This window comes from Bacteroides faecis (genome assembly GCF_020091505.1).
GTDB classification, from domain to species: domain Bacteria; phylum Bacteroidota; class Bacteroidia; order Bacteroidales; family Bacteroidaceae; genus Bacteroides; species Bacteroides faecis.
In genome coordinates, this window is the sequence record NZ_CP081916.1 from 935,079 (window position 1) to 960,324 (window position 25,246).

The following is a 25,246-nucleotide window of genomic DNA, read 5'->3' on the forward strand; positions in this document are numbered from 1 at the left end:
GAATATGAAACAATACATCTTATTATACGCATTATTCATCGCCACAGCAATCTGCTTGGGCGCATGTAACAATGATGAGGATATCGATACTGCAAACAGCATCTTCCCGATGGAAGAAACTACCGGCAATGCATTCGATCATTGGTTATTCAGAAATTACATGAATACCTACAACGTCACCTTCAAATACCGTATGGAAGATATCGAAAGCGATCAATCCAAGAATTTGATCCCTGCCGATTATAATAAGTCGGTGGTATTAGCCAAAATTGTAAAGCATGTCTGGATGGAAGCATATGATGAGCTGTGCGGCATTAACTTCCTGCGGGTTTACATTCCCAAAACGATACATCTGATAGGTTCTCCGGCTTACGATAAAAGCGGGACGATGGTACTTGGAACAGCAGAAGGGGGAATGAAAATTACCCTTTACAATGTAAATAGCCTGAATGTGGAAAACATTAATATAGAACAATTAAACAAATTCTATTTCAAAACAATGCATCATGAGTTCGCTCATATTCTGCATCAGACAAAAAATTACGATCCTGCCTTCGACCGCATCACCGAAAATGCATATATCGGAAGCAACTGGTATGTGTATACCGATCCGGAAACCGGAAAACAAAGTTCACGCACCGACCAGCAAGCCTGGCAAGCAGGTTTTGTCAGCCCCTATGCAATGAGCGAGGCCCGAGAAGATTTTGTTGAAAACATCGCTATATATGTCACCCACGATGAGTATTATTGGAAATCCATGTTAGCTGCCGCAGGAGAAAGCGGTGAAGCAATAATCAACAAAAAATTCAATATTGTCTATAATTATATGAGAGATACCTGGGGAATAGATTTAGATGATCTGCGTTCTGTCGTACTACGGCGTCAGGATGAAATTTATTCTTTAGATCTGAACACTATCGATATTGAAGACGACATCAACTCTACCAACAACTAAAAAGACACTGATTATGAAGCAAAAAATATTAACCTACTTTATATTGGTTACAGCCTGTATCGGTCTTCATTCCTGTTTATTTCAACAGGATGATTATTTCGATAAGTCCTCTGCCGAACGTGCCGCTGCAGATGTTATTAAATGTAGCGAACTATTAAAAAGCTCTCCAAACGGTTGGCTGCTGGAATATTATATTGGCTCCGGCTATGCTATGGGAGGTATCACTCTCCTTTGTAAGTTTGATGACAAAAAAGTGACGATGGCTTCTACACTAAGTACCCCTAATGTACCATCAGGAGTTTTTATAGAATCTCTCTATCAGGTGGTTTCCGAACAATCCACCATGCTCACATTTGACAGCTATAATGAGCTGATTCATGCTTTTGCAGCTCCGGCAGGCAGTGGAAACGATGCAAATGCCAACATGGGGGGAGACTATGAGTTTATTATCATGGATGCTTCGGATAACCAGATCACTCTACTAGGAAAGAAATATGGTAATACAATGACCATGACACGAATGCCGGTAACAACTAAATGGAAAGAGTATATCAGGGGAGTGAATGAAATAGAAGAGAATGCTTATTTATATCAATTCGATATAATGGCAGGAGGAGAAAAAATCGGTTATTTAAAACGTGATAACTATACGCTGTCATTTAGTGGAAAAACAGAGACCTCTTCCACAACGATCCCCTTTGTCTTTACTCCCAACGGACTTCACTTCCGCGAACCTGTTATTATCAATGGCAAAAAAATGCAATATTTTGCCTGGGACAATGCGTTCATGACATTCACTTGTACGGATGAAAGTGCTCAAGGAGTAAAATTAGTATCCCTTTATCCGGAAGGTTATCTTTATTATCATGATCTTCTTGGTAGTTACAAGTTCAAATGTAAAGCATTGACACAGCCGGAAAGTGGTAAAGAGCAGACGTTCGAAAGTAAAGAGTTCGACATCACCATTTCACAAAATGTAGAGAACAAAAGCTTTAACTTATCAGGTCTCAATGTACCTATCAGCATCACCTATGACCGTTCCAGTGGCAAGATGATTATACCGGTTCAGGCATTAGGCTCAATAAACGGCTATTACGGTGCATTGTCATTTGGCAACGGCATGTCGTACATTCCTTATTTCATGAGTACGGAAACAGGCTATTACTTCTCTGTGGTAAGCAAGACAGAAAGCACTTCTCCACTAACAATAAGTTTCAAAGACGAAGGAACTTTTAGCCAGTTGACCGGAGCGGAACCTACTGCACTTGTATTCCAAGGTTATACTTCACCCGCATATAGCCAAAGTACTCTTGGCGGATGGGTAGGCTGGTATGACGACTATACAATTGAAAAGCAATAATAACCTGAATGCTGAACATTTTAAAAAGTATCAAGAATGAAAAAGTTACTAAATATATTCATACTGACGTTATGTATGTTGATTGCAGGATGCGACAATGATGACTCAAGCGTATCCGTATTGAAGGTCATCCAATCAGACGTAACGTTCAAAGCCGCCGGTGGAACAGGTTCTATCCGCATAGAAGCAACCGGTGACGTGACGGCAGTTGCAGACGCAGACTGGTGTACAATAAAAGAAACAAGCCATGAGATGGTTACATTTGACGTAAAGGAGAATTACGACTTTCCGGGACGATCTGCACAAATTATCATTCGTAATGAAGCAAATACACAGAGAGTAACCGTTACACAGCAAGGCGCCATCATCATTTATAACGAAAATGATTTGCAACAGGCTACAGGAAACGAAAAGAGTTCGTTGATTATTGCGCTGAAAGGTTCATTTCCATTTAAAGTAAACATTCCCGAAGATGCCAAAGAATGGTTATCTTACGAATTAGTAGATGAGGGTATCCAATTTAACTTCGAGAAAAACACCACCAATACTGTACGCGGAACATCTGTAGAAATTACAAATGGGGTACGTACTGCCGTATATGTGCTTATGCAATATGATGCCGAAAACTTACTGGGAAGCTGGGTAGCTAGTTTCAATCGTATCTGGCAAAAAGATTCGGCTACAGGTAAAGGTCCGGCCAGTATAAAAGAAAGCGAAGAGAATGGAACTTATGTTATTTCTCTTCCTAATTCCAGCCTCTTCCCGATGACTCTGGAAGCAACCTATACCGACCATGGTTTCAAGATTGCATCCGGACAATACCAAGGAGAAACAAAGGTAGAAAATGAAGACGGTACAATGACAACTACGTTATATATTTATTCGGGAATAGCCTCCGGTTATTATAGTTATTGGTTTCCTGAGCAAAGCGTCAACCTTGCTCCGACTATGATAAACGGAGAAATTGTATTGACTTTACAAGATAATGGAAGTGCCGAAGGAGATACTATTGCCGACTTACTGCTAGGATTCTTCCTGGAAAAAGACAATATATCACAAAATACTTTTGTGCCATCCCTTACCATGGACATTTACAATCTTAAATTATTCAGATAATTAGTTCATATTACCCAGATACATTAAAATATCAATTATATGAAAACAATATTCTATTGGGTTATTCTTAGTATCATATGCGGTTTCACACTTACTATCGCATCATGCTCAGACGATGATGACGTAACTTCGTTATCAGCCCCAGGAGATATCAAATACAGCGATATATCCAGCAACTCATTTAAAGTAACATGGACAGCTGATCCCAATGCTACAAGTTACATTGTAAAAATCAAAGACGAATGGAGAGAATTGACAGACAAAACTCAGACCGTATCCGAACCCAGCGCTACTTTCACCGGATTGGAATCAGAAAATAAATATTGGGTAGCAGTCTGTTCAACAACAGCAAATGCTTCCTCAGCCTCTCCTTTCAGCAAATGGATAGCCGTCAAAATGCCGGAAGGTTCTGTTGCCAGAACTTTTGCCTCCGGTGAGGGAACCGAACAATATCCATTTATCATCAAAACTGCAGGACAGTTAAAACTGATGGCTTATCTAGTTAACAAAACCAATGAAATTAAAAACACTCAGGCAATACTTGCTACAGATCAGGATGAGATTGAAATAGAAATGGACCCAACTATTGACTATACAAAAGCTTATTATGAACTGGGAAACGATATCGATATGAGTGGAGTAAACGACTGGACTCCGATAGGTACAGGACTTGACAACGAAAACATTGCTATGCCCGAAAAGAATATGTTCAGTGGTAGTTTTGATGGAAAAAACCATACTATACACAACTTTACCATCAATTACTCCAGCAATAATACAAGTGCCATGTGTGGTTTGTTCGGTTTGTCCAAATCCGGTTGCACCATCTCTAACTTAAACGTAGAAGGGGATATCACAGCTGTGCATACAGGAACCCAAGAAACAGCCAATTATTTAGTTATAGGAGGCATATTGGCTTACGGTTATCAGGCAGTCATTACTAATTGTACCTTTAAAGGTAGTATCCGTGCTTCATTCACCACCGATACAGACGGCACATCCATCGTTGGAGGGATATGCGGTACGATACTAGGTACAATCAATCAATGTACGGTGAATATTCCGGCTTCGTCGGAATTTATAGTCAACGGGGCCACTCCTCAAGTAGGTGCCATTGCCGGATATGGAAACAGCGGTTATATTACGTATTGTAAGGCAGTAGTTGACGGTTCGATCCTGGCAGAATCTAAACCAATTGATGACTCACGTGAATATGGAAGTGCAAGAGCACATGCCGGAGGTATATGTGGTGCTTCAAGCGGCTCAAGCATAGGTGCCTGCGATGTCACAATCAACGGAAGTATACATGCCAAAAGTAAAAAGTCATCCGAAGAAGGCTCCATCAGTACATCGGCTGCTGTGGGAGGAGTTTCCGGTAGTTATGCAGCCGATATGTTCGGCAATTGCAACATTCTCATTAAAGGAAGCTTAAAAGCAGAAGCCGACAATTCGGTAGATGTCGGCGGGGCCATTGGTTCACAAGTCAGAGCAGGCTACGGATGCAGTGCATTACATGTAACTATTTTGGGTGAAATAGCAGGAACATGTAGCAGCAGCGGATCTAGTTCGGATGCAACGTATGTAGGAGGCGTATATGGTACGGGGAGTTTCCAAATGGGAGGAATCTCAGACTCTGACGTAACTCTCAAAGGTAAAATTACGGCAGAACATCCCCAAATAGCGATGGCAGGTGGCATTGCAGGCAGTACATCCACCTTAACCCGTTGCTGGACAAACATTGACACGAATGCCCTCTTATCAGTAAAAGGAGGTACAGCAGGAGCTTCTTGTGGAGGTATAACGGCAAATTTACTGAGCGGAGGTATTTATGGCTGCTACACAGTCTGCAGAGGAACAATGCAGGCAACATCCGAAACGGCAAGTGGAAGAAACAGCATAAATATAGGTGGTATTGCCGGAGCTGCCAGTGGTACTATGAGGGCACGTAAAATACTAACCGGATGCTACTCTCTCATTGAAGGCAGTCTGACCGGTAATGGAGAAACAGTATTTGCCGGAGGCATTGTTGGTATGAGTAATGCCTATACAAACATGAACTCCACGTACTGGTGGAGTGCTTCCGATGCAATAAAAGGACATTCCGGCGTAATAGGAGAATCGGATGTATTTAAGATGCAGGATTCCAGTCAAGCCAGCCTTGAGGAAGCAGCCCAAGAAATGAATATCGCATTAAAAGACTCCGGATACGGATACTTCTTCTACCGCGAAAAAGACAAGTGTCTGAACATTACGACAACACTACCATAATCATCTCTCTTTTAAGTTACCCCTGCCACCCTTGACCTCCTTTATAGAGATAAAGTATCAAGGGTGGTTTATTTTTTCTCGCCTCAAAGTTTCTACAAGGAAAATAATCTTATATCTTTGTATCAACATATTTTAAATGACTACATTATGGCGAAAAAGAAAGAAAAGAAAGAGAAAAAGGCCGGCAAAAGAATGAATAAGAAAGAGCTGGCAGCGTTATTGATTAACTTTTTCCATGCCAAACCAAGCGAGACGCTTAGTATGAAATACATTTTCTCGGAATTGCATCTCACTACTCATCCGCAGAAAATGCTATGCGTTGATATATTACATGACCTTTTAGATGACGACTATATTTCTGAAATTGAAAAAGGAAAGTTCCGGCTGAACAATCACGGAACGGAAATGACGGGTACTTTCCAGCGCAAGAGCAATGGGAAGAACTCCTTCATTCCCGAAGGTGGAGGCGAGCCGATCTTTGTTGCCGAACGAAATTCGGCACATGCGATGAACAATGACAAAGTAAAAATCACCTTCTATGCCAAAAGAAAAAATAAAGACGCAGAAGGAGAAGTAATAGAAATACTGGAACGTGCCAATGATACATTTGTCGGTACTCTGGAAGTAGCCAAATCATACGCCTTCTTAGTCACAGAGAACCGTACGCTTGCCAACGACATCTTCATCCCGAAAGAAAAGCTGAAAGGCGGAAAAACCGGAGACAAGGCAATCGTAAAAGTAACCGAATGGCCGGATAAGGCAAAGAATCCTATCGGACAAGTGATCGATATTCTGGGTAAAGCAGGAGATAATACGACAGAGATGCACGCTATCCTTGCCGAATTCGGCTTGCCCTATGTATACCCGAAAGCGGTAGAGACTGCCGCCGATAAAATTCCTGCAGAAATTACTCCGGAAGAAATAGCCAGACGCGAAGACTTCCGTAAGGTAACGACTTTCACCATTGACCCGAAAGATGCCAAAGATTTTGATGACGCACTTTCTATCCGCCCCATAAAAGACGGTTTGTGGGAAGTGGGTGTACACATCGCCGACGTGACACATTACGTAAAAGAAGGAGGCATCATCGACAAGGAAGCAGAGAAGCGGGCGACTTCCGTTTATCTGGTAGACCGGACCATCCCCATGCTTCCCGAACGGCTATGTAACTTCATCTGTTCCTTGCGTCCGAATGAAGAAAAACTGGCATTCTCCGTCATCTTCGACATCACGGAGAAAGGAGAAGTCAAAGATTCACGTATCGTACACACTGTCATCAACTCCGACCGCCGTTTCACCTACGAAGAAGCGCAACAGATTATCGAAACCAAGGCCGGTGACTTCAAGGAAGAAGTACTGATGCTGGATACGATAGCCAAAGCACTGCGTGAGAAACGTTTTGCAGCAGGAGCCATCAACTTCGACCGCTATGAAGTGAAGTTTGAAATTGACGAGAAGGGAAAACCCATCAGCGTTTACTTTAAAGAGTCCAAAGACGCCAATAAGCTGGTAGAAGAATTCATGCTGCTCGCTAACAGGACGGTGGCGGAAAAGGTGGGACGCGTACCCAAGAATAAGAAACCGAAAGTACTTCCTTACCGTATCCACGATCTGCCCGATCCGGAGAAACTGGAGAACTTGTCACAGTTCATCGCCCGCTTCGGCTACAAAGTGCGTACAAGCGGAACAAAAACAGACATATCAAAGTCTATCAACCATTTGCTGGATGATATTCACGGAAAGAAGGAAGAGAATCTCATTGAAACCGTATCCATCCGTGCCATGCAGAAAGCGCGTTATTCTACGCACAACATCGGACACTACGGACTGGCATTCGATTATTATACCCACTTTACTTCGCCGATCCGTCGTTTTCCGGATATGATGGTACATCGTCTGGTAACGAAGTACATGGACGGAGGGCGAAGCGTATCCGAAACAAAATATGAGGATCTCTGCGACCACAGTTCGAACATGGAGCAAATTGCCGCCAATGCCGAACGTGCTTCCATCAAATACAAACAGGTAGAATTCATGAGCGAGCGACTCGGACAGATTTATGACGGAGTAATCTCGGGTGTGACGGAATGGGGGCTTTACGTTGAACTCAATGAAAACAAATGCGAAGGTATGGTTCCGATCCGTGACCTGGATGACGACTATTATGAATTTGACGAAAAGAACTATTGTCTCCGCGGACGCCGCAAAAACAAGATATACAGTTTAGGAGATGCTATCACGATCCGTGTGGCACGTGCCAATCTGGAAAAGAAGCAGTTAGACTTTGCGCTTATTGAGAAATAGAAGTAAATGCAATAAGTATATACTTAAAACTGATTGATAGTATTACTCATCTTATGCCACCCTATTGGCACGGTTGTGCCACCGCATTGGCACAACTGTGCCATGCCTTTGGCACAACCGTGCCAGTAGGGTGGCACAAACAAAGAACTGATTCTCTCCCTATCATCCCATTATAGTGCTATAAATCAGGGAGACACACTTAACTTTAGAAAACCGACATTGAAAATGAAAACAATCGTTATCGAAGACAAGCAACGAATCGAATCCATTATTCTTCAGGCGGATGCCTGCTTTGTAGGCATGGTAGACTTAGAAGGCAATCCATACGTAGTTCCCATGAACTTCGGCTATGAAAACGATATCCTTTACCTCCATTCCGGTCCCGAAGGCGGGAAAATAGAAATGCTGCAACGCAATAACAACGTGTGTATCACGTTCAGCCTCGGCCATAAACTCGTTTATCAGCATAAACAAGTAGCCTGCAGCTATAGCATGCGCTCTGAAAGTGCCATGTGTCGTGGCAAAGTAGAATTCATAGAGGATATGGAAGAGAAACGCCGTGCACTGGACATTATCATGCGCCATTACACGAAGGATCAGTTCGGCTACTCCGATCCTGCCGTACGGAATGTCAAAGTATGGAAAGTACCTGTAGACCAGATGACAGGAAAAGTTTTCGGTCTGCGGGCAGATGAAAAACCATAAGAAGAAATGGTAGCGTAAAGAACAGCCATGAGCAGTGATAATGGTTTGTGAAGCAAACATGACCGAGCATCTCTATAAATTTTTATCCGCAGATTATGCCGCTCCCTATATTAGGAAGGTAGTATAACCTGCGGATAAAATATTATTCCTTGTTTACAATACCTTGTATCTCCTTCAGAGTAAGATTTCCGGTAATGATAATTACTGTAAATTCATTCTTCTCACCAGTCATCAGAACAAATTCTTTCTTCTTGTTTTTATCCTGCTTCAGATAAATCGTAGTCTTTTCTCCTTTATCTTTGATACGCATCAGTTCTTCATAACCGTTCTTAGAATTAATAAATGCGAACTCTTTCTTCATCTTGTCAATGATAGCAGGCTTGTCACAACTCAGAATTCGTATGTTATCCAGTTTTGAAGCTATACTGCCAATATTCACGCCTTCCGTCTGCATATCGGGCATCAGGCTGAGCATCGCTTTGGAGATATAAACTGAAGTAACTTCTTCCATGTCTGCAAACTTATCAAAGCGACTGTCCTGCGCATACATAAATAGTGAGCACAAAGAAAATAACAGGGTAATAATATACGTACGTTTCATTGTTTTGTATTATTTATTCGGTTTAATTGTTCATAAACATTCTCTCTGATCTTGCCAGTGGCTTCCTGTACCGTTTCCACTTCCTCCATCCCTTTGTTCAACCGGGAAGACAACATAACCAACGCCTTTTGTGCCTGCATATAGGCTTCTTCGGGAGTAGAGCACGTATCCTTCGGAGCAGAAGGCTTGTACAGATACATTCCTACTGAAAACAAAAGAAGCAGACTGGCAGCTATGCTTCCTAACCATTGCAGGCGGATGATACGTGTACGCTTTTTTACTTTCAACGCTCGCTTCTCACTCATATCCCACGCATCTATCATGTCATTCAGCCTTTCTTCCAGCCCGACAGGAACTTCGGGTTCAGGACAGGCAGCCAACTGCAGGAAAAGTTCCTTCTCGGCAAGCAAATCTTCAGAAACTTCCTCTTCCATAAAGAAACGTTTGAGTTCCTTTTCTTCAGCCTCACTAGTTACACCCTCGTAATACCGTGTCAGCAAATCTTCTATATCATCTGGTTTCATACTCAACTATTGCGTTAAATTGTTCACGTATCTTTTTGCGGGCCCGGCTCAACAATACTCGTATATTGACAGCATTCAGTCCCGTGGCTTGTTCTATTTCTTCGAAGGAACAGTCATTCACATCCCGCAGTATCATCACATGCTTTTGCTGCCGGGGGAGCTGACTGATAAGACGCTGTACCTGATTTACTTCATCCCGCCATTCCATTTCGCTGATAATATTGAAGTCTGCCGAGATATTCAGTTCTTCGGGGGCACGTCCGTCCTCATCCAACTGGTTACGACGCAGTGCATCGTAGCACAAATTCTTGATAAGAGTGACGCTGTAAGCTTCGGCATTCAGGACACCGTTCAGTTGACCGCGCTTATTCCACAATTTCAGATATGCTTCCTGCACCATATCCTCAGCATCCTGGGCGTTCCCCATTAGCTGAAAAGCTACCCGAAAGAGCTTCCGGTGGCAGGGCAGAAATTGTTGTTTAAAATCAGTGACGTCCATTCTTCTTTCCAGTTTCCATACTTACCAGTTTATCAATATCATCTTTGACAAATTTACCATTTATCTGTATCAATGTACAGCTATCGTTTCCGGAGCAGACAACTAATAATTCGCGAATAGCATCCTTTCTGATTTTCATCAGTATGTGCACCTTCTCTCCTCCATCGTTGATGCGCATCAGTTCTTCATAGCCTTTCCGGTTCAACTTGCTTACTTTACTGCTGAAACGTTTTTTCACGCTTGCCGAACAATCTCCCAAGTCCATGACTTTCATCGATTTCACTTTTCTTATGATTTCACTTCCCTCTTCATGTTTGCAGAACATCTTTCCGAGAGACATCATAAAAGGAGATACTTTCACATAGTCGACATTCTGTTCGCATTCAAACTCATCGAAAAGACTGTCTATGCTTTGCCCATATCCAATATGGCAAACTAAAAGCAGCAATAGGGTAAATAAAAACTTTCTCATTGTTCCTTCTTTATTATTTAAATTAAAGTCGTTATTGAAGCGCTTCAATTAAATAGACGGGAACAACGAGAAAGTTGTTACAACAAAAATAAAAAAATCTTTTTATTACAGAGGATACTCCTCGAAAGCGTACAGGATAGTAGATAAATAGCGTTCGCCTGTATCGGGCAGCAATACTACAATCATCTTCCCCTCATTCTCCGGACGCTTCGCCACCTGAGTAGCGGCATATACGGCGGCTCCCGAAGATATTCCGACCAGTAAGCCTTCTTTCTTTGCCAGTTCGCGGCTGGTACGAATGGCATCGTCATTCTGTATCTGGATAATTTCATCTACTACAGAAGCCTTGTACGTCTTCGGGACGAATCCGGCTCCGATACCCTGAATCTTATGAGGACCGGGCTTCCCACCGGACAGTACCGGAGAGTCTGCAGGCTCAACGGCTACAATCTTCACACTGGGGTCACGCATCTTCAATGCTTCACCCACACCACTAACGGTCCCGCCTGTACCTACACCGGCTACGAAGATATCGACTTTCCCCTCGGTATCTCTCCATATTTCCAGTCCGGTAGTGCGTAGATGCATAGCGGGGTTAGCGGGATTCTCAAATTGTTGCAGGATGACAGATCCGGAGGTGGCAGCTTTCAATTCCTCGGCTTTGGCAATCGCCCCCTTCATGCCGTCGGCACCGGGAGTAAGAACCAGTTCCGCTCCCAGAGCTTTCAAAAGGTTACGACGCTCCACACTCATGGTATCGGGCATAGTCAAAATCAGCTTATACCCTTTTACGGCTGCAACAAATGCCAATCCCACTCCGGTATTTCCACTTGTCGGCTCGATAATGGTAGATCCCGGCTGCAATACTCCTTTGGTTTCCGCATCCTCTACCATAGCCAGGGCGATACGGTCTTTCACGCTTCCCGCAGGGTTGAATGATTCAATCTTCACTATCAGGCGAGCTTTCAGATCATTACTCTTATTATAATTACTTAGTTCCAGCAACGGAGTGTTACCTACTAAATCCGTCAACTTCTTTGCAATCTTTTCCATATATATCTGCTTTTAAATTCCTTTGTTTTAAGATATTACAAAGATAAGGGAGATTCTGTTCAGAGAAAATACCACATATGTGGTAATTTCGTACCACACATGTCTGACTCTCTGCCAAGATATCAGGATAAGAAATCGGATCTCATAGGGCTGAATGTATCAATCAGTACACCTGCTTCCAAGCAGACGCATCCATGAGGCTGGTCGGGTTCCACATAGTAGCCATCGCCTGTGGAGAGAATTTCTTTCCGATCGCCAATGGCCAGTTCGAACTTGCCGCTTGCCACATAAGTAGCCTGACTATGATAATGTTGGTGCATAGCGCCAACGGCACCTTTCTCAAACTCCACCTTCACCATCATCAACTGTCCGTCATATCCCATCATCTGGCGGCGGATGCCCGGAGCCGGATTTTCCCATTCCAGTTCTTTCTCAAACTGGAAAGCTTCGCTATGTGTTCTCATGTTCCAATCTATTATTGTTTATTACTGAGAAGCAAAGATAGCTTTTGTCTCTTTAATTACAAGCTTTGTCCATTCACTATTTACCAGATAGATTTCACCGAGAATACTTCGAGGTTCTTGACTTCGATACGATTTCCCCAGAAATGGAAACCTTCTTTATTGTTCCTGTCCGGACGGCGTTCCATAGAGTAAGAATACAGCCCACCGTCTATAAAGACTTCGATTGTGGTACGGTCTATGTAAATATCGGCAGTCAGTTCCATGCTGGTCGGGTCTTGCGGAGAGTAGAAATGGCCGTTCAGCGTATTGGAGTTCATGTCGTAGCCAATCATTCGCTGTCCGAACAAGTTAAAGCCCGCATCGGTGGCGTGAGACAGCTTGATAGTTGTCTTGATGCGAAGACAATCGGCATCATAAAATTCTTTCAGGTTGCGGTTTGCCTCGTCCGAAGTCAGAGATTTCCATGAATGGACAGGAGTGAATAAAGATTCGGTTTCTCTTACCGGCACACTGACAAGGCGGATACCGTCTTTAGTGGTACGTAAAGTCAATTCCGTGGGAAGCATCATCATTCCATTGAAAGGCATTCCCGGATGAGAAACTCTTCCCCAGCCTATCTGAATGCGTCTGCCGTCGCTTGCCGGAATATTGTTATAGGTTTGGGCTGCATAGATACTTCCGGTGGTATAGCAGTATTTTCCTGCTTCGGGCGTAAATACTTTACCGTCGAAAGAACCCAGCATATAAGTACCGGTGGCACCGTACATCACCCACTTCGTGTGGTTCTTGTCACCATCAACCGGCAATTCGAACAACTCGGGGCATTCCCAGAAACCTGTAACATGACTTTCGTATTTCCAGTCTTTAAGATTGGCAGATGTATAAATAGAGTGTCCGTCACGTTCGTTCAGCACCATCACCCAATGTTTGGAAGGAGCATACCAGAACACTTTAGGGTCACGTGTATCCTGAGAGTTCCATTTCTCCTTGGAGTTAATTACCGGATTCTTATCGTACTTCGTGAATGTACGTCCTTTGTCCAGACTGTATGCTATTCCCTGCACTTGTCTGTCACTGCTGGCAGCCGTGAAGGCAGCAACCATGGCGGGAGTCTTGCCTTTATTGAATCCTGCGGTATTATCATAGTCGATTACTGCCGAACCGGAGAACATTGTTCCCAAATGGTCGGGATACAAAGCGTCCGGCAATTCGGTCCAATGTATCAGGTCCTTGCTGACTGCATGGCCCCAGTGCATGTTCTCCCAGTCTCTTTCGAAAGGATTATGCTGGTAGAACAAGTGATACTCACCTTCATAATAAATCAGTCCATTAGGGTCATTGATCCAACCTCTCCGGGTAGTAAAGTGGAACTGCGGACGATTCTTTTCCTTATACAGACTATCCTGTCCTGCGATTTCATCCGACTGGTATATCTGGCTGAGTCCTTTTTCATTGCCCTCGTAGGTTATCTTGATTGTTTTTCCTTTGAAGGCCGATACATCTTTGAATACCCAATACTCGGCTTTATCCGGCGCCAGACGAATAACGACGGACAAATCCGGCTTGCCGTTTACTTCAAAAGTCATTTTCGCCCTATTTTCGGCATGAGAAACAGGGAAGTTCAGATACTTCTTCGTTACTTTAAAAGATACATCTCCTGCCATTGCCAGCAGATGAGAAGAAACAAGAATAAAAAGAGTCAGTGTGATTCTGCTGTTTAATGTCTTCATAGCAATAATCATTTATTATTAGTAGTTAGTAGTTTATAAAATCGGAGTAAATGTAGGCAATCCCTCCTATTCTGAATATAATAAATGATTCATAGCCTATGAAAAATGTAACATGTACCGGATATTTTCCTTCTATGACCTGCTCTTTGCATAACCGGAGACATCTTATTTAAACCTCTTCACATAATTAACAATCAGATAGCAGGCAGGGCCGAGTACCTGTCCGTGGTCGAATCCCTGAAGCTCGTACAGGGTGACTTTCTGATTGCCTATATTCTTCAGTACGGATGCCAGCAGTGCATTCTCTTCGTACCGGTCTGCCATTTCCAGATTCTTGTCTCCCGTTATCAGCACAACCGGAGCCGTATCTTTACGGGCTTTATTTACCGGTGCAAATTCATCAATAATCGGGATTCCATTCGGCAGTCCGCGCTCTTTACGGATTGTAAAATGAGTGACTGTCTGCCCGCTCACCGGAAGATAAGCGGCTACACTGTCCGCATCTGCTCCGTATGCAGCCATATATTTCTTATCCATTGCCAGAATCAGCGTAAGATAACCTCCCGCCGAATGACCGGAAACAAAGATACGGTCCTTGCGGCCTCCGTACTTCTCGATATTCTTAAATGTCCACGCCACAGCTTCGGCAGCATCTTCTATATAAGCCGGATTCTTAGCTCTCGGACTCAGACGATAATTGACCGCTACTACCGCGAAGCCCTGATCTGTCAATTCTTTGGGCACAAACTTGCTTCCGCCTTCCATACCACCACCGTGAAACCATACGATGGTTGAAAAATCCTTCTTATTTTCGGGATAATAGATGTCCAGTTTGCAACGTTCCAGACGGTAAGCATCCGTTTCGGAACCAGATACATAAGCAATGTCCTTGTCGGTACGATAAGTATTCTGCGCCTGAACAAAGCAAGCACAAAGTAAGAAGAGAAGGAGAAAACAATTCTTTTTCATGGTTTTATTTATTTCAGTGTTTCAGTATTCTTTTCCAATAGGTGATATCCGGCAAATGCACTGCACCAGATGTTCCTTTATGGAATGCAATATTACGAATTTTTGATAAGAATAGAAAAAGAAATACTCACTTCAAACGGAAACAGATCTCGCCCCAAATATACGTAACTGATTCTCAATACATTAACAACGGTAATTTGAGGCATTAATATCCGTCGTCTCAGGTATTAATGTTTGTCGCTTCAGATATTAATACCTGTCATGTCAGACGTTAACAGCTGACAACATCAAGTATTAACGCCTGACAACCCGTCTATTGCAGATGAAAAACGCAGGTTCAAAGATACTTTATTCTTATATTTGCAATATTTCCACATAGCTTTTTAGTGGTAAAGAATCTCTTGAGAGTCTTATATAAATGTAACCATGATAAAAATAAACTGCAATGAAAAAACTATTACTTTACCTTTTCCTGATTACAGCAGGGCTCATCTCCACCGTACAAGTGTCCGCCCAGAAAGAGATTGCTCCGGGAGTTATCAAACTGCAAAAGGGAGAGATTGATACTTTCACCCCCTATTCCCTGTTTGGTGGCAAGCCTGTCATAGAAGCAATGAAGGCACTTCCTGCAGCCAAGTTGCCTTTTGATGCCGAAGACGTGCAGATAAAGATAACCGACCGGGGATGCCTGATTGAAGTTCCCCTGGAAGACAATGAACAAATCTACGGTTTCGGACTTCAATTCGAAACTTTCGGTCAGCGCGGTCTGCGCAAACGTCCGATAGTAAATGACAATCCACTGAACGGACTCGGATACACGCATGCCCCGCAGACATTTTATGTCTCTACCAAAGGATACGGCATTCTGGTCAACACAGCACGGTATACTACTTTTCTGTGCGGTTCCAACCAGAAAACCGAACACAGTCGTCAGCAAAGAATAGAAGAAAGAAAGCATATCGCTACCACTACGGAAGACCTGTATAAGAACAGGAGCAACGGAAACAAAATATTTATCGATGTCCCCGGTGCAAAAGGTATCGAAGTATTCGTCATCACCGGACCGGAAGTGCTGGACGTAGTGAAGAGATACAATCTTCTCTCCGGCGGAGGATGTCTCCCTCCGATGTGGGGACTCGGATTCAAATACCGTGTGAAAGGAGATGCTACGCAGGACTCCGTGATGCGTTTTGCCGATTACTTCCGCAACAACAATATCCCGTGTGACGTATTAGGACTCGAACCGGGATGGCAGACAGCCACTTATTCCTGCTCTTACATCTGGAGCAAAGACCGGTTCCCGCAGCACAAAGAAATGCTGACCCGGCTCCAAGAGAAAGGATACAAGGTCAACCTGTGGGAACACGCCTACGTACACCCCAGCTCCCCCATCCGGAAGGCACTGGAACCTTACTCAGGCGACTTCCTCGTATGGAACGGACTGGTACCTGACTTTATCAAACCGGAGGCACACAAGATATTCACCGACTACCACCGCACACTGATAGATGAAGGTATCTCCGGCTTCAAACTGGACGAATGTGACAACTCGAATATCTCATTCGCCTCTGCCACATGGTGCTTCCCGGATTTGGCGCAATTCCCTTCGGGTATCGACGGTGAACAGATGCACCAGGTATTCGGTTCTCTCTACGTAAACGCGATGGACAGCATCTACCGTGCCAAGAACACCCGTACTTATCAGGATTACCGTTCGTCCGGCATGTTTATGTCTTCACGCAGCGCCGTGCTCTACAGTGACACATACGATCCCAAAGAATACATTCAGGCACTCTGCAACTCCGCATTCGGAGGGCTGTTGTGGTGTCCCGAAGTACGCGAAGCTCACTCTGCCGAAGATTTCTTCCATCGCCTGCAAACGGTGATTCTTTCTCCACAAGCAATGGTGAACGCATGGTATCTGCAATATGCCCCCTGGCTGCAATTCGACCGTGGAAAGAACGAACGGGGCGAGTTCCTGCCGGAAGCAAAGCAATATGAGGAATATGCCCGCACGCTGATCAACCTGCGCATGGAGTTGATTCCTTATCTTTATGCAGCTTTCCACACATACCAGCAAGAAGGAACGCCTCCTTTCCGCCCGCTGCTGATGGATTTCCCGAAGGATGAACGCCTGCGCACGATCAGCGACCAATACATGATCGGCGACGGACTGATGGCGGCTCCCCTGTATGAGAATAAGAAAGCACGGAAAGTCTACTTCCCGGAAGGAACCTGGTATAACTTCAATACCAACGAAAAGTATGAAGGCAACCGTGAATATGAGATTACAACCGAACTCAATCAATTGCCACTCTACGTACGTCAGGGAACACTGTTGCCTCTTGCCGAGCCTGTTCCCTATGTAGATGCACAAACCGTATTCAACCTGAACTGCAAAGTGTATGGTACTCCGACCGCTACCTGCCAGCTTTTCGAGGATGACGGTATAAGCTATGATTTCCAAAAAGGACAGTTCAATCAAGTCACCTTGAATGCGGCTAAAGGAAAGGTAAAGCTGACGAGAACGAAAGGTTGCAAGATCAAGAGATACCAACTCAAAGGCTACGAATTTATCAACTAAGATAAAAGCTACGGTCTACTGAAGTCAGGTCCACTGAAGCAAACTATCGCAAAGAAACAAGCTAGTAATTTCATGATTAGTTTCAACCGTTGAAACACTTAGTTTCATTGCTTGGAACAAAGTGTTTCAAGCAATGAAACTAAGTGTTTCAAGCCGGGAAACAAAAACAAGAGTATCTGCCGTCCTGCAACCAATCACTATAAGCTAACTACTTATGAGCGTTCTGGTACAGACGGCAGATACTTTTTACTTTTACACTTACAAAAAGTGAGCCGAATCCAGACTATATATGCAGGGAAATCTGACTCTCTTCCCCCCGATCCGGCATACGAAGACTGCAAATGCCAGTCTCCTTATCCCAGCTCCACACTAAGCTTTCGGTATCACTATCCATATTCTCTTCCAAACGTTCCGGCTTCACTTTCTTTACTTTCGTACCCTGAACGGTCACTCCTTTGGGAGCTGTCTTCAGATAGATGCGGAAAACAAAGTTCCGGGGACCGGGCACTGTATAGCCTTTCCCTTCACGGGCACCAACCGAAAGATGATAACCGTCCTCATCCGTCCGGAAGCGAACGGGAGTTTTGGCAAATTCATCCCGCTGGTAACCGAGATTTTCTCCTTCATCTTCGTACAAAGTAAACGAAGCCTCTTCTCCCTTTGCCGCCGGGAAAACTTCAAAGATTAAAGGATAGACAGGCTTCTCATGCGTATAGTTCATCACCGGCATAGTCGGGATAACAGAACCTTGCTTTACAAACATCGGAATGCTGGACAACGGAGCCTCTACGGTAGTCCACTGCTCTCCGATGTAAGTCGTCTTCCGGTTGTTATAATCAATCCAGGTACCTTCGGGCAAGTAGACGTTCTTTGTACGCGCCCCTTTCTTCACTACGGGAGCCACCAGCAGTTCCTGTCCAAAAAGGAACTGGGCATCGGTAGAGAAAGTCTCCATGTCCATCGGATACTCCATGAAGAGCGGACGCATGATCGGTAAACCTGTGTCGTGAGCTTCGCGGGCATACGTATAAATATAAGGCAGCAAGCGGTATTTCAGTTCGATGGCTGCCTTTGCGTTCTTTTCCGCTTCCGGTCCGAAGAGCCAGGGTTCTACCGGGTTGTCGCCCTCATGATGAATGCGGCTCAGAGGATTGAATGCGCCGAACTGTATCCAGCGGGTATAAAGTTCCGCCATAGCGGGATAGTCTTCAATGTCTCCGCAATACCCGGTAATGTCACAGGTGGTAAACGGAATTAATCCCAGTCCGGCAGAAAGAATCACCGGAATCTGATTGGCCAGTTGCCCCCATCCCTGCGAAACATCGTCACCATTGCCGCAATCGCCTGTCCAGCCAAACGTATAGCGCTGCAAGCCCGCATAAGCGGCACGGGTCATCTGAAAAACACGACGGTCGGGGTTACGCTTTTCAAATTGTTCTTTCACTACCTTGTCCCAGGTCAGTCCGTAGACGTTATGGATTTCATCGTGCATGCCCAGATGATGTTTCATCACAAGGCGTTCGGTCTGCTCCTCATTGCTCCATGCCGGTTCGCCCATATCCGTCCAGAAGCCGGAGATGCCGTCATCAATAGGCTTCTGCTGATATGCTCCCCACCAGTCGGCTACGGCGGGCAAGGTAAAGTCCACTACTCCGCAGTTGCCTCCCCAGGGCCAGGGCATGTCGTAACTCTTGCCGTCGGTACTGTCTTTCACAAAGTAACCCAGACGGTCGGCTTCTTCCCACTGCTTCTTGTTGGCTTGTGAAATGACCGGGTCTTGTGATACCACGACTTTAAATCCCATTTCTTTCAGGTCGGACAGCATTTTCTTCGGGTCCGTGTAGTTTCCTTTCCGCCACTCGAAGTCCTGCAGATGTTCTGTCCAGCCGATGTCCTGATAGATGATATCGCAAGGGATTCCGCGCTGACGGTATCCTTCGGCTATCTCACGGCTCAGTTTCTCGCTGGTAAGCAGTCCCCGGCACTGAGCAAAGCCCAGTGCCCATTTCGGAGGCATAATGGGTTTGCCCGTCAAGCCGGCATACTGACCGATGATTTCTTTATAATCTTTTCCGAAGATGAAATAATAAATCATTTCGCCATCCGGTGCTTCGAAGCTATAGTAGTCACGGCTCTCGGTACCGAACTTGAACTCTGTCTTATACGTATTATCCAGAAAAATACCATACCGGTAGCTACTCATAAAGAAAGGAATACTTTTGTAGAGCGGGTCTTCCACTACACTGTAGCAGGGCTTGTCGCTGTTCCACATCTTATAAGACTCACCTCTGCGGTCCATCTTCCCCGTTTTCTCTCCGAGTCCGAAGAAGTGCTCGTCTCGGCGGAGTACCTTATATTCCACTTTCTTTGTCCCCTCGTTCACGTGTCCTTTGTCAGCATAGTCGCTGAACAAAAGCTTCTGATACTTATCGAATATCTGCAAACTCAACGGAGACTTATTCACGCGGATACGCAATTTCGCCGTGAAAATCTCGTAGCAGGCTGCCTGCTCATCCACATGTACTGTTCCCACGTCTTCCAGCTCTTCGTTGATCACTGCGAAGGAAGCATTTTTCCGTTGCAGTGTTCCGTCCGGCGAAAACCAGACCTTGACTACCGAAGGGCTGCAAAGCTGCAACTGCAACGCAGCGCTGTCCGCCAGGTGAAAAGTCACCCGGCGCCCTTGCTGTGTAAAAGAGGTGCATGTACGTACCGCATTTTCCGCCCATACCAGCGTTGGAAACATCAGGCACAGTGCCCACACCCAAAACCTGTATCTAATCTTCATACCTGTCATTTTATTCATTCTGTCTCAGCCACCTTATTCAGCTACAATCATGGTCCAATATTTCAGAGAAGGCAAAGTGAAAGAAACGACTCCGTTCTCTTGTGTAAAAGCCAGCTCCTGCAAAGCTCCCCCGTGTACATCCGGCGATGCTACCCACAGCTTGTTCACCTTTGCCGGCAGATTCATCTGCAAAGCCGCTTTCGTAATCAAAGCCGGTTCCGGCATAGTGCCGTCCACGTCTCTCCAGCTCAGGCTGTTCGCTTGCGAGAAGTTAAGGAGATGTATCACCTGCTTGTCGCCCACCTGTTTGGCATAGGTAGTGACCGACCCTTGTTGGGGAGGCCATACATTCAACTTCATTTCGCCGTTGGTACAGTTCATGGTGATGCTGTTCTCTGTTCCTCCGTCGCGAAGCAGATTCTGATACGACGTCAGGAAGTCGTAGTAATGAACCATCGCCGTTTTCAGCTCTTCGCTCATGGTCAGGTTCTCATTCGGGAAATATTCCTTGCACAGCATATGATCGCCTCCTAGTTCGAGGTGCGAACCACCCAAAGCAAACATTACGGCATCCGTCAGCAAGATACCCGGCGTATTAAACTCTCCCCGGTTATCTGCCTTGTTATAATTCATGTAGGCTGCAAAAACCGTATTCAACCGGTAGTTACCATATACTCCATTCTCATAAAGAATAGCTTTCAGATTGGTAAAGTCGGCCTCATCCGCCCATACTTCATTATAGAAGAAATCGACTTTGCCGCTCTCCCCTATCTGGCGGGCACCGTAACGGCTGACTGCGTTCATCACCAGACTCTTGTCCGGATGAACCTGCTTCATCGCTTCTATAAAAGAGGCGTATCCCTCGCGCAGGTTGACAGGAGTACCGCTGTAATCGTAAAGAGTACCGCGTCTTCCCAACTGGTCTATCTGATAACCGTCGAAGGCGAAATTAGCATACACATCGTCATTCCTTTCGGCAAGATATTCCTGCCATTCCTTGTTGGAAGGGTCTACCAGATAGATATTACTTTTCCATCCGCCCGGCAGGTCGTGACTGTCCTTAGTGGTATGAGAAGCATCCTTAAACAAGTACCATTCTTCCTTTACTCCATCCGCGGCAGCATCTTTCAAGGCTCCGAAACAAAGATTGTAGAACATGGATTTCATACCGAAACGGTGTTGTGCTTCAATGTAGTTCTTCACCGAACTTGTATAAACCTCACGGTTAGCAATGTCCATATATACCTCGTCCAACTGCGTGCGTGTGCCGCCCAACGGCCAGTGGTGCTTATTGTGCCAGTCCTGAAACTGCACCCAGTTGATATGGTGACGGTTCAGATATGCCATCTCTTCCTGCGTCTTCGCAGTTGTCTTCTCCTGACTGAAATCAGCGACAAAACCGTAGCGCGGGAAACGTGCCGGGTCACTGGATACATCTACCGCAATCGTGCCGACTATCACATCCGTGCCATTTTCCTGACGGTAAACCTCTGCCATGTATCCTTTGAAATCGGTGGCAGGCGGCTGCCACGTCCAGCCGGTACCGTTTACCGACTCCTCTCCGACCGTTTCACCCGAAAGGCGATAACGTACTTTGGTTCCGGCAGGCAGAGCGTTGTCTGCTGTAAATACCACCTTTTCTCCCGGTTTATAGAAAGCCTTATCCGTCGACAGGCCGACACTTAAGTCCGATGTTACCGGAGTCACTTCGGTCACACTTCCCGAAGCTCCTCCATGCTGCTGGTCCGACTCATGATCATCACTGCAAGCCATGCACAGGAAAGCAGCTGCCAAGTATATTATTTTCTTCATCTTGAATTCTTGTTTTATTGTTTCACAATCGAGATCGTCTCTTTCAACTGGTCAATCGTAATCCGATAAGAACCAGCTTCCTGAATATTCCACTTATTATCCAGACCACCCAAGTCCGCATCCGGATACATGCTGCTCAACTCTGCGTCAGACTTGGTGACGAACAAGGCTGTTTCCACCTCACCCGTCGGAGTCTTGCCATTCTTATCCGCCATAAACCAGTCTCCGCCCCAGTCGGACTGCTTATCGCATGAAATCTTCATCTCACCGGCTTTCAGCGTACCGCTCCATGTGAAGACGTAAGGACTGTCGGCACTCTTCGTCATCGGGGTAGCATTGTCCAGGCTCCATCCGTTCGGAGTTGCCTCACCTACCAGATACAGTCCTTCGTAAGGAGTGAACGGACGCATCAGCATCTTTTCTTTTCCTTTGCCTGTGTAGAACAGTACTTTATAAGGTTTGCCGCATTCGGTTTCCTTCATTTGCCATTTATTATCCTCGCCTCCGAGTACTACGGATGTCGAAGTGTACGGAGCATTTGCTGTAGCAGGATGAAAGAAGGCATCCGACTGGCCGAAGTCTGCCACAGAAGCGAATTTAAATTCTCCGTCTGCTTTCCAGGGGATGACAGCTCCATAATGGAACAAATCCATCTGAACGGCATCTTTGGACAGTGCTTCAAATCCCCAGCCATTGTCACCGGTAAACGAGCCGACAATGAAAAATTCTTCAAATCTCCAGCCGATGGCTTCCGTTTCGGTAAGAGTCAGCGACAAGTCGAGCAGGTCTACTTTTACAATGTACGTTCCTTCTTCACTCATTGTGAACGGTTCGTCCGGCTGGTCGCCTGATGTGCGGTAGGTTAGTTTGAGCGCTTCTCCGGCACTGGCGTCACGGTTGTATGACGGCAGGAAGTCTCCCAAAGTCGTTATAAACTTAAACGATCCGGCTGTCAGTTTTCCGATCCACGTAAACTGTCCGTTGTCCGTACGCTCCATTGCCGTCGCTTCGTCGGCACTCCATCCTTTCGGAGTAGCGTCGCCAATCAAGTAAAGTGTGGTAGTAACCGGCTGGTAAGTAGTCACCGTGAAGGCAGCCGTTGCACTCTGCTTCTGATCTTCCATTCCGGCAACGACAGCTGTGATACGTGCTTCCAGCTCTGCTTTCACTGCATAGCCGATACCAAGCTGCGTATTCAGAAACTGGTTAAGTTCTTCTACTTTCTTTGTCCACTGGTACGTTCCTGTGCCCAAATCTACTGAGTAAGCATTGGCAAAGTCTGTTCCTGCCTCAGCCAGTTCCAGCGTATAAGAGATGCGGTTATCGCTTCCGTAATTCGTTCCGGTAGTCCACGAAAGGGCAAGCGCTTCCTGACTATGGTTCTTCTCGTTCAACACCAGCTCCTGCTGATTCACCGAAAGGGTAAGGGTATCATGTCCTTTATCTGTCTCCATATAATCCTCGGCACAGGCAACCATGGTTCCGCCGATGAAAAGAGAGCATAACAACTGATATATATATTTCTTCATCATATTATTGATCTAAATGAATGATTATAAAACAGATTAATAACCGGGATTCTGAGTCATCAGATGATTGGAGTCCATCTCTGTCTGCGGAATAGGCAGCAGGAGGCGTTCTTTGGTCACATTATTCTTACCGATGGATTTCAGGAATGTCAGCGCATAGTTTCCATTATCAATACGGATCATATCAAACCAGCGGTGTCCTTCAAAAGCTAGCTCCATCCGGCGCTCATGAATAATCTTCTCCCTCATTTCGGTCTGGGTCAGGGTAGTCGGCACATCTGCCAGCCCGGCACGCTGACGAACGATGTTCAGAGGTCCGGCAGCCAGTTCGGGATGTCCCTGTTCATTCAATGCTTCCGCTTTCTTCAGCAGGACATCCGCATAGCGGTATACTACGAAGTTGTTGGGGTTGGTATTATACTCCGGAGAGACGGTCTTCGACACAAGGAACTTGCGCACATTATAACCTGTATTCGACCAGGAACGTCTGTACTCCATGCCGTCAAAAGCGGGACAGCCCTGATACAATACAGTTATGTCTTTCCGTAAATCACCGTCTTCGTATTGCTTGAAGAACTCTTCTGTAGGCAGGTTCCATCCATAAGCACCGGCTACCAGACTTGAATTACGAGGTCCCATGAAAGTCGACAGCCAGGATGACTGGTTATCACCGCCCCAGAAGTCATATTCCGTGCTTCCGGAGTATTGTACTTCGAAAAGGGATTCCGCACCATTGTTGATGGTAGCATCGAAGTTATCGGCATAATTGCATTGAGTCAGATCATATCCCATCGCGGCAATGTCATTGCATAGAGTCACGACTTCATCATAGTATTCGCGATGGTTAGGAGCAAGTGTCAGGTAAATATCCGCCAGCATGGCCATTGCGGCTTCTTTGCAGGCACGTCCTCTGTCGCTGTCTCCATAACTGCTCTTCGGAGGAAGCATCGCCACTGCATTCTTACAGTCGGAAAGAATCTGGGCATATACCTCATCTACCGTATTACGGGCAATATCCGTAGATTCTCCCGGCTCAAACGGTTGCAGGCGCAAAGGTACACCTCCATACAGACGCACCAGAATATAATAATAATGTGCACGCAGGAAATACGCTTCACCCATGCAACGGGTCTTTATCTCATCAGAGACAGCAGCCGAAGGCAGATTGGAAAGTACGATGTTACAACGTCCGATACCTACCCACGGAGAGCGCCATACGTACAAGGCAAAGCCATTATCGCTCTGGGCTATGAAGTTGGAAGCCTGAACAGTTTCCAGTCCGTCAGTTCCCCCTCCGGCACCTACCTCACTGTTGCCCGCAATGATATCAAGACTCCATATACGCTGGTTGTACATATTGGACGACTGGAGAGTCTTATAGCAGGCAGTGGTCAGTGCCACAGCAATCTCGTTCGTTACTTCCGATTCGGGATCGACTCCATATTTAGGATATTTATCTAAGAAATCGTTGCATGATGTCAATGCCAGCATGGCAAACATCATCACCAAAGTT

At 45.4% G+C, this 25,246-nt stretch carries 19 protein-coding genes; 7 read left to right on the plus strand and 12 right to left on the minus strand.

The genetic code is table 11. The features are described from left to right. Positions 1–4 precede the first annotated feature (4 nt). The 6 genes from K6V30_RS04140 (at position 5) to K6V30_RS04165 (ending at position 8,708) form a co-directional block, all read left to right on the plus strand. Positions 5–955 carry a zinc-binding metallopeptidase gene (locus K6V30_RS04140; protein WP_010535865.1) on the plus strand — a complete coding sequence of 317 codons (951 nt, stop codon included), beginning with the start codon at positions 5–7 and terminating at the stop codon, positions 953–955. A 13-nt stretch (positions 956–968) separates the two neighbouring features. After that, the gene (locus K6V30_RS04145; RefSeq protein ID WP_010535866.1) at positions 969–2,315 is read left to right on the plus strand and encodes a DUF4302 domain-containing protein; all 1,347 of its coding nucleotides are present in this window, start codon (positions 969–971) and stop codon (positions 2,313–2,315) included. Between the two features lie 36 nt (positions 2,316–2,351). Beyond that, complete coding sequence (locus K6V30_RS04150; RefSeq protein WP_022301343.1) at positions 2,352–3,431, plus strand: BACON domain-containing protein; 1,080 nt, start codon at positions 2,352–2,354, stop codon at positions 3,429–3,431. Positions 3,432–3,470: 39 nt separating this feature from the next. Next, positions 3,471–5,699 (plus strand): fibronectin type III domain-containing protein, encoded by a 2,229-nt coding sequence (locus K6V30_RS04155; protein ID WP_010535868.1) that lies wholly within the window; start codon positions 3,471–3,473, stop codon positions 5,697–5,699. A 147-nt stretch (positions 5,700–5,846) separates the two neighbouring features. Then, entirely contained in the window at positions 5,847–8,003 is a 2,157-nt protein-coding gene (gene rnr / locus K6V30_RS04160) for a ribonuclease R (protein ID WP_022301341.1), read from the plus strand. Between the two features lie 225 nt (positions 8,004–8,228). Next, a complete protein-coding gene (locus K6V30_RS04165; RefSeq protein ID WP_010535870.1) occupies positions 8,229–8,708 on the plus strand; it encodes a pyridoxamine 5'-phosphate oxidase family protein in 480 nt (159 codons plus the stop codon). A gap of 142 nt (positions 8,709–8,850) precedes the next feature. On the opposite strand, the gene K6V30_RS04170 is transcribed toward K6V30_RS04165, so the two are convergent. From K6V30_RS04170 to K6V30_RS04205, 8 genes are all read right to left on the minus strand, one after another. Beyond that, positions 8,851–9,309 (minus strand): DUF4252 domain-containing protein, encoded by a 459-nt coding sequence (locus K6V30_RS04170; protein ID WP_010535871.1) that lies wholly within the window; start codon positions 9,307–9,309, stop codon positions 8,851–8,853. Next, positions 9,306–9,833 (minus strand): hypothetical protein, encoded by a 528-nt coding sequence (locus tag K6V30_RS04175; RefSeq protein ID WP_055269267.1) that lies wholly within the window; start codon positions 9,831–9,833, stop codon positions 9,306–9,308. Before K6V30_RS04175 ends, K6V30_RS04170 begins: the two co-directional genes overlap by 4 nt. Continuing rightward, the gene (locus tag K6V30_RS04180; RefSeq protein ID WP_010535873.1) at positions 9,820–10,332 is read right to left on the minus strand and encodes an RNA polymerase sigma factor; all 513 of its coding nucleotides are present in this window, start codon (positions 10,330–10,332) and stop codon (positions 9,820–9,822) included. The genes K6V30_RS04175 and K6V30_RS04180 overlap by 14 nt, the downstream gene beginning before the upstream one ends. Continuing rightward, the gene (locus K6V30_RS04185) at positions 10,319–10,804 is read right to left on the minus strand and encodes a DUF4252 domain-containing protein (RefSeq protein WP_010535874.1); all 486 of its coding nucleotides are present in this window, start codon (positions 10,802–10,804) and stop codon (positions 10,319–10,321) included. The genes K6V30_RS04180 and K6V30_RS04185 overlap by 14 nt, the downstream gene beginning before the upstream one ends. Before the next feature lie 105 nt (positions 10,805–10,909). Beyond that, positions 10,910–11,857 carry a cysteine synthase A gene (gene cysK / locus K6V30_RS04190; protein WP_010535875.1) on the minus strand — a complete coding sequence of 316 codons (948 nt, stop codon included), beginning with the start codon at positions 11,855–11,857 and terminating at the stop codon, positions 10,910–10,912. Positions 11,858–11,979: 122 nt separating this feature from the next. Further along, positions 11,980–12,321: a cupin domain-containing protein gene (locus K6V30_RS04195; RefSeq protein ID WP_055269268.1), complete on the minus strand. Its 342-nt coding sequence runs from the start codon at positions 12,319–12,321 to the stop codon at positions 11,980–11,982. Positions 12,322–12,401: 80 nt separating this feature from the next. Continuing rightward, the gene (locus K6V30_RS04200; protein ID WP_022301339.1) at positions 12,402–14,051 is read right to left on the minus strand and encodes a glycoside hydrolase family 32 protein; all 1,650 of its coding nucleotides are present in this window, start codon (positions 14,049–14,051) and stop codon (positions 12,402–12,404) included. Between the two features lie 165 nt (positions 14,052–14,216). Beyond that, positions 14,217–15,020 carry an alpha/beta hydrolase gene (locus tag K6V30_RS04205; protein ID WP_010535878.1) on the minus strand — a complete coding sequence of 268 codons (804 nt, stop codon included), beginning with the start codon at positions 15,018–15,020 and terminating at the stop codon, positions 14,217–14,219. Positions 15,021–15,465: 445 nt separating this feature from the next. Between K6V30_RS04205 and K6V30_RS04210 the strand changes: the two genes are divergently transcribed. After that, on the plus strand, positions 15,466–17,604 hold the full coding sequence (locus K6V30_RS04210) for a glycoside hydrolase family 31 protein (protein ID WP_010535879.1): 2,139 nt from the start codon (positions 15,466–15,468) through the stop codon (positions 17,602–17,604). A gap of 283 nt (positions 17,605–17,887) precedes the next feature. Here K6V30_RS04210 and K6V30_RS04215 read toward each other — a convergent pair whose 3' ends face one another. The 4 genes from K6V30_RS04215 to K6V30_RS04230 are packed head-to-tail and all read right to left on the minus strand — an operon-like array spanning position 17,888 to position 25,233. Next, positions 17,888–20,401, minus strand: coding sequence for a glycoside hydrolase family 31 protein (locus tag K6V30_RS04215; RefSeq protein ID WP_032836618.1), 2,514 nt, complete (start codon positions 20,399–20,401; stop codon positions 17,888–17,890). 24 nt (positions 20,402–20,425) lie between these two features. Continuing rightward, the gene (locus tag K6V30_RS04220) at positions 20,426–22,204 is read right to left on the minus strand and encodes an endo-dextranase (protein ID WP_010535881.1); all 1,779 of its coding nucleotides are present in this window, start codon (positions 22,202–22,204) and stop codon (positions 20,426–20,428) included. A gap of 14 nt (positions 22,205–22,218) precedes the next feature. After that, complete coding sequence (locus K6V30_RS04225; RefSeq protein ID WP_055269317.1) at positions 22,219–23,733, minus strand: SusE domain-containing protein; 1,515 nt, start codon at positions 23,731–23,733, stop codon at positions 22,219–22,221. A gap of 36 nt (positions 23,734–23,769) precedes the next feature. Beyond that, complete coding sequence (locus K6V30_RS04230; protein WP_371441490.1) at positions 23,770–25,233, minus strand: RagB/SusD family nutrient uptake outer membrane protein; 1,464 nt, start codon at positions 25,231–25,233, stop codon at positions 23,770–23,772. Positions 25,234–25,246 lie beyond the last annotated feature (13 nt).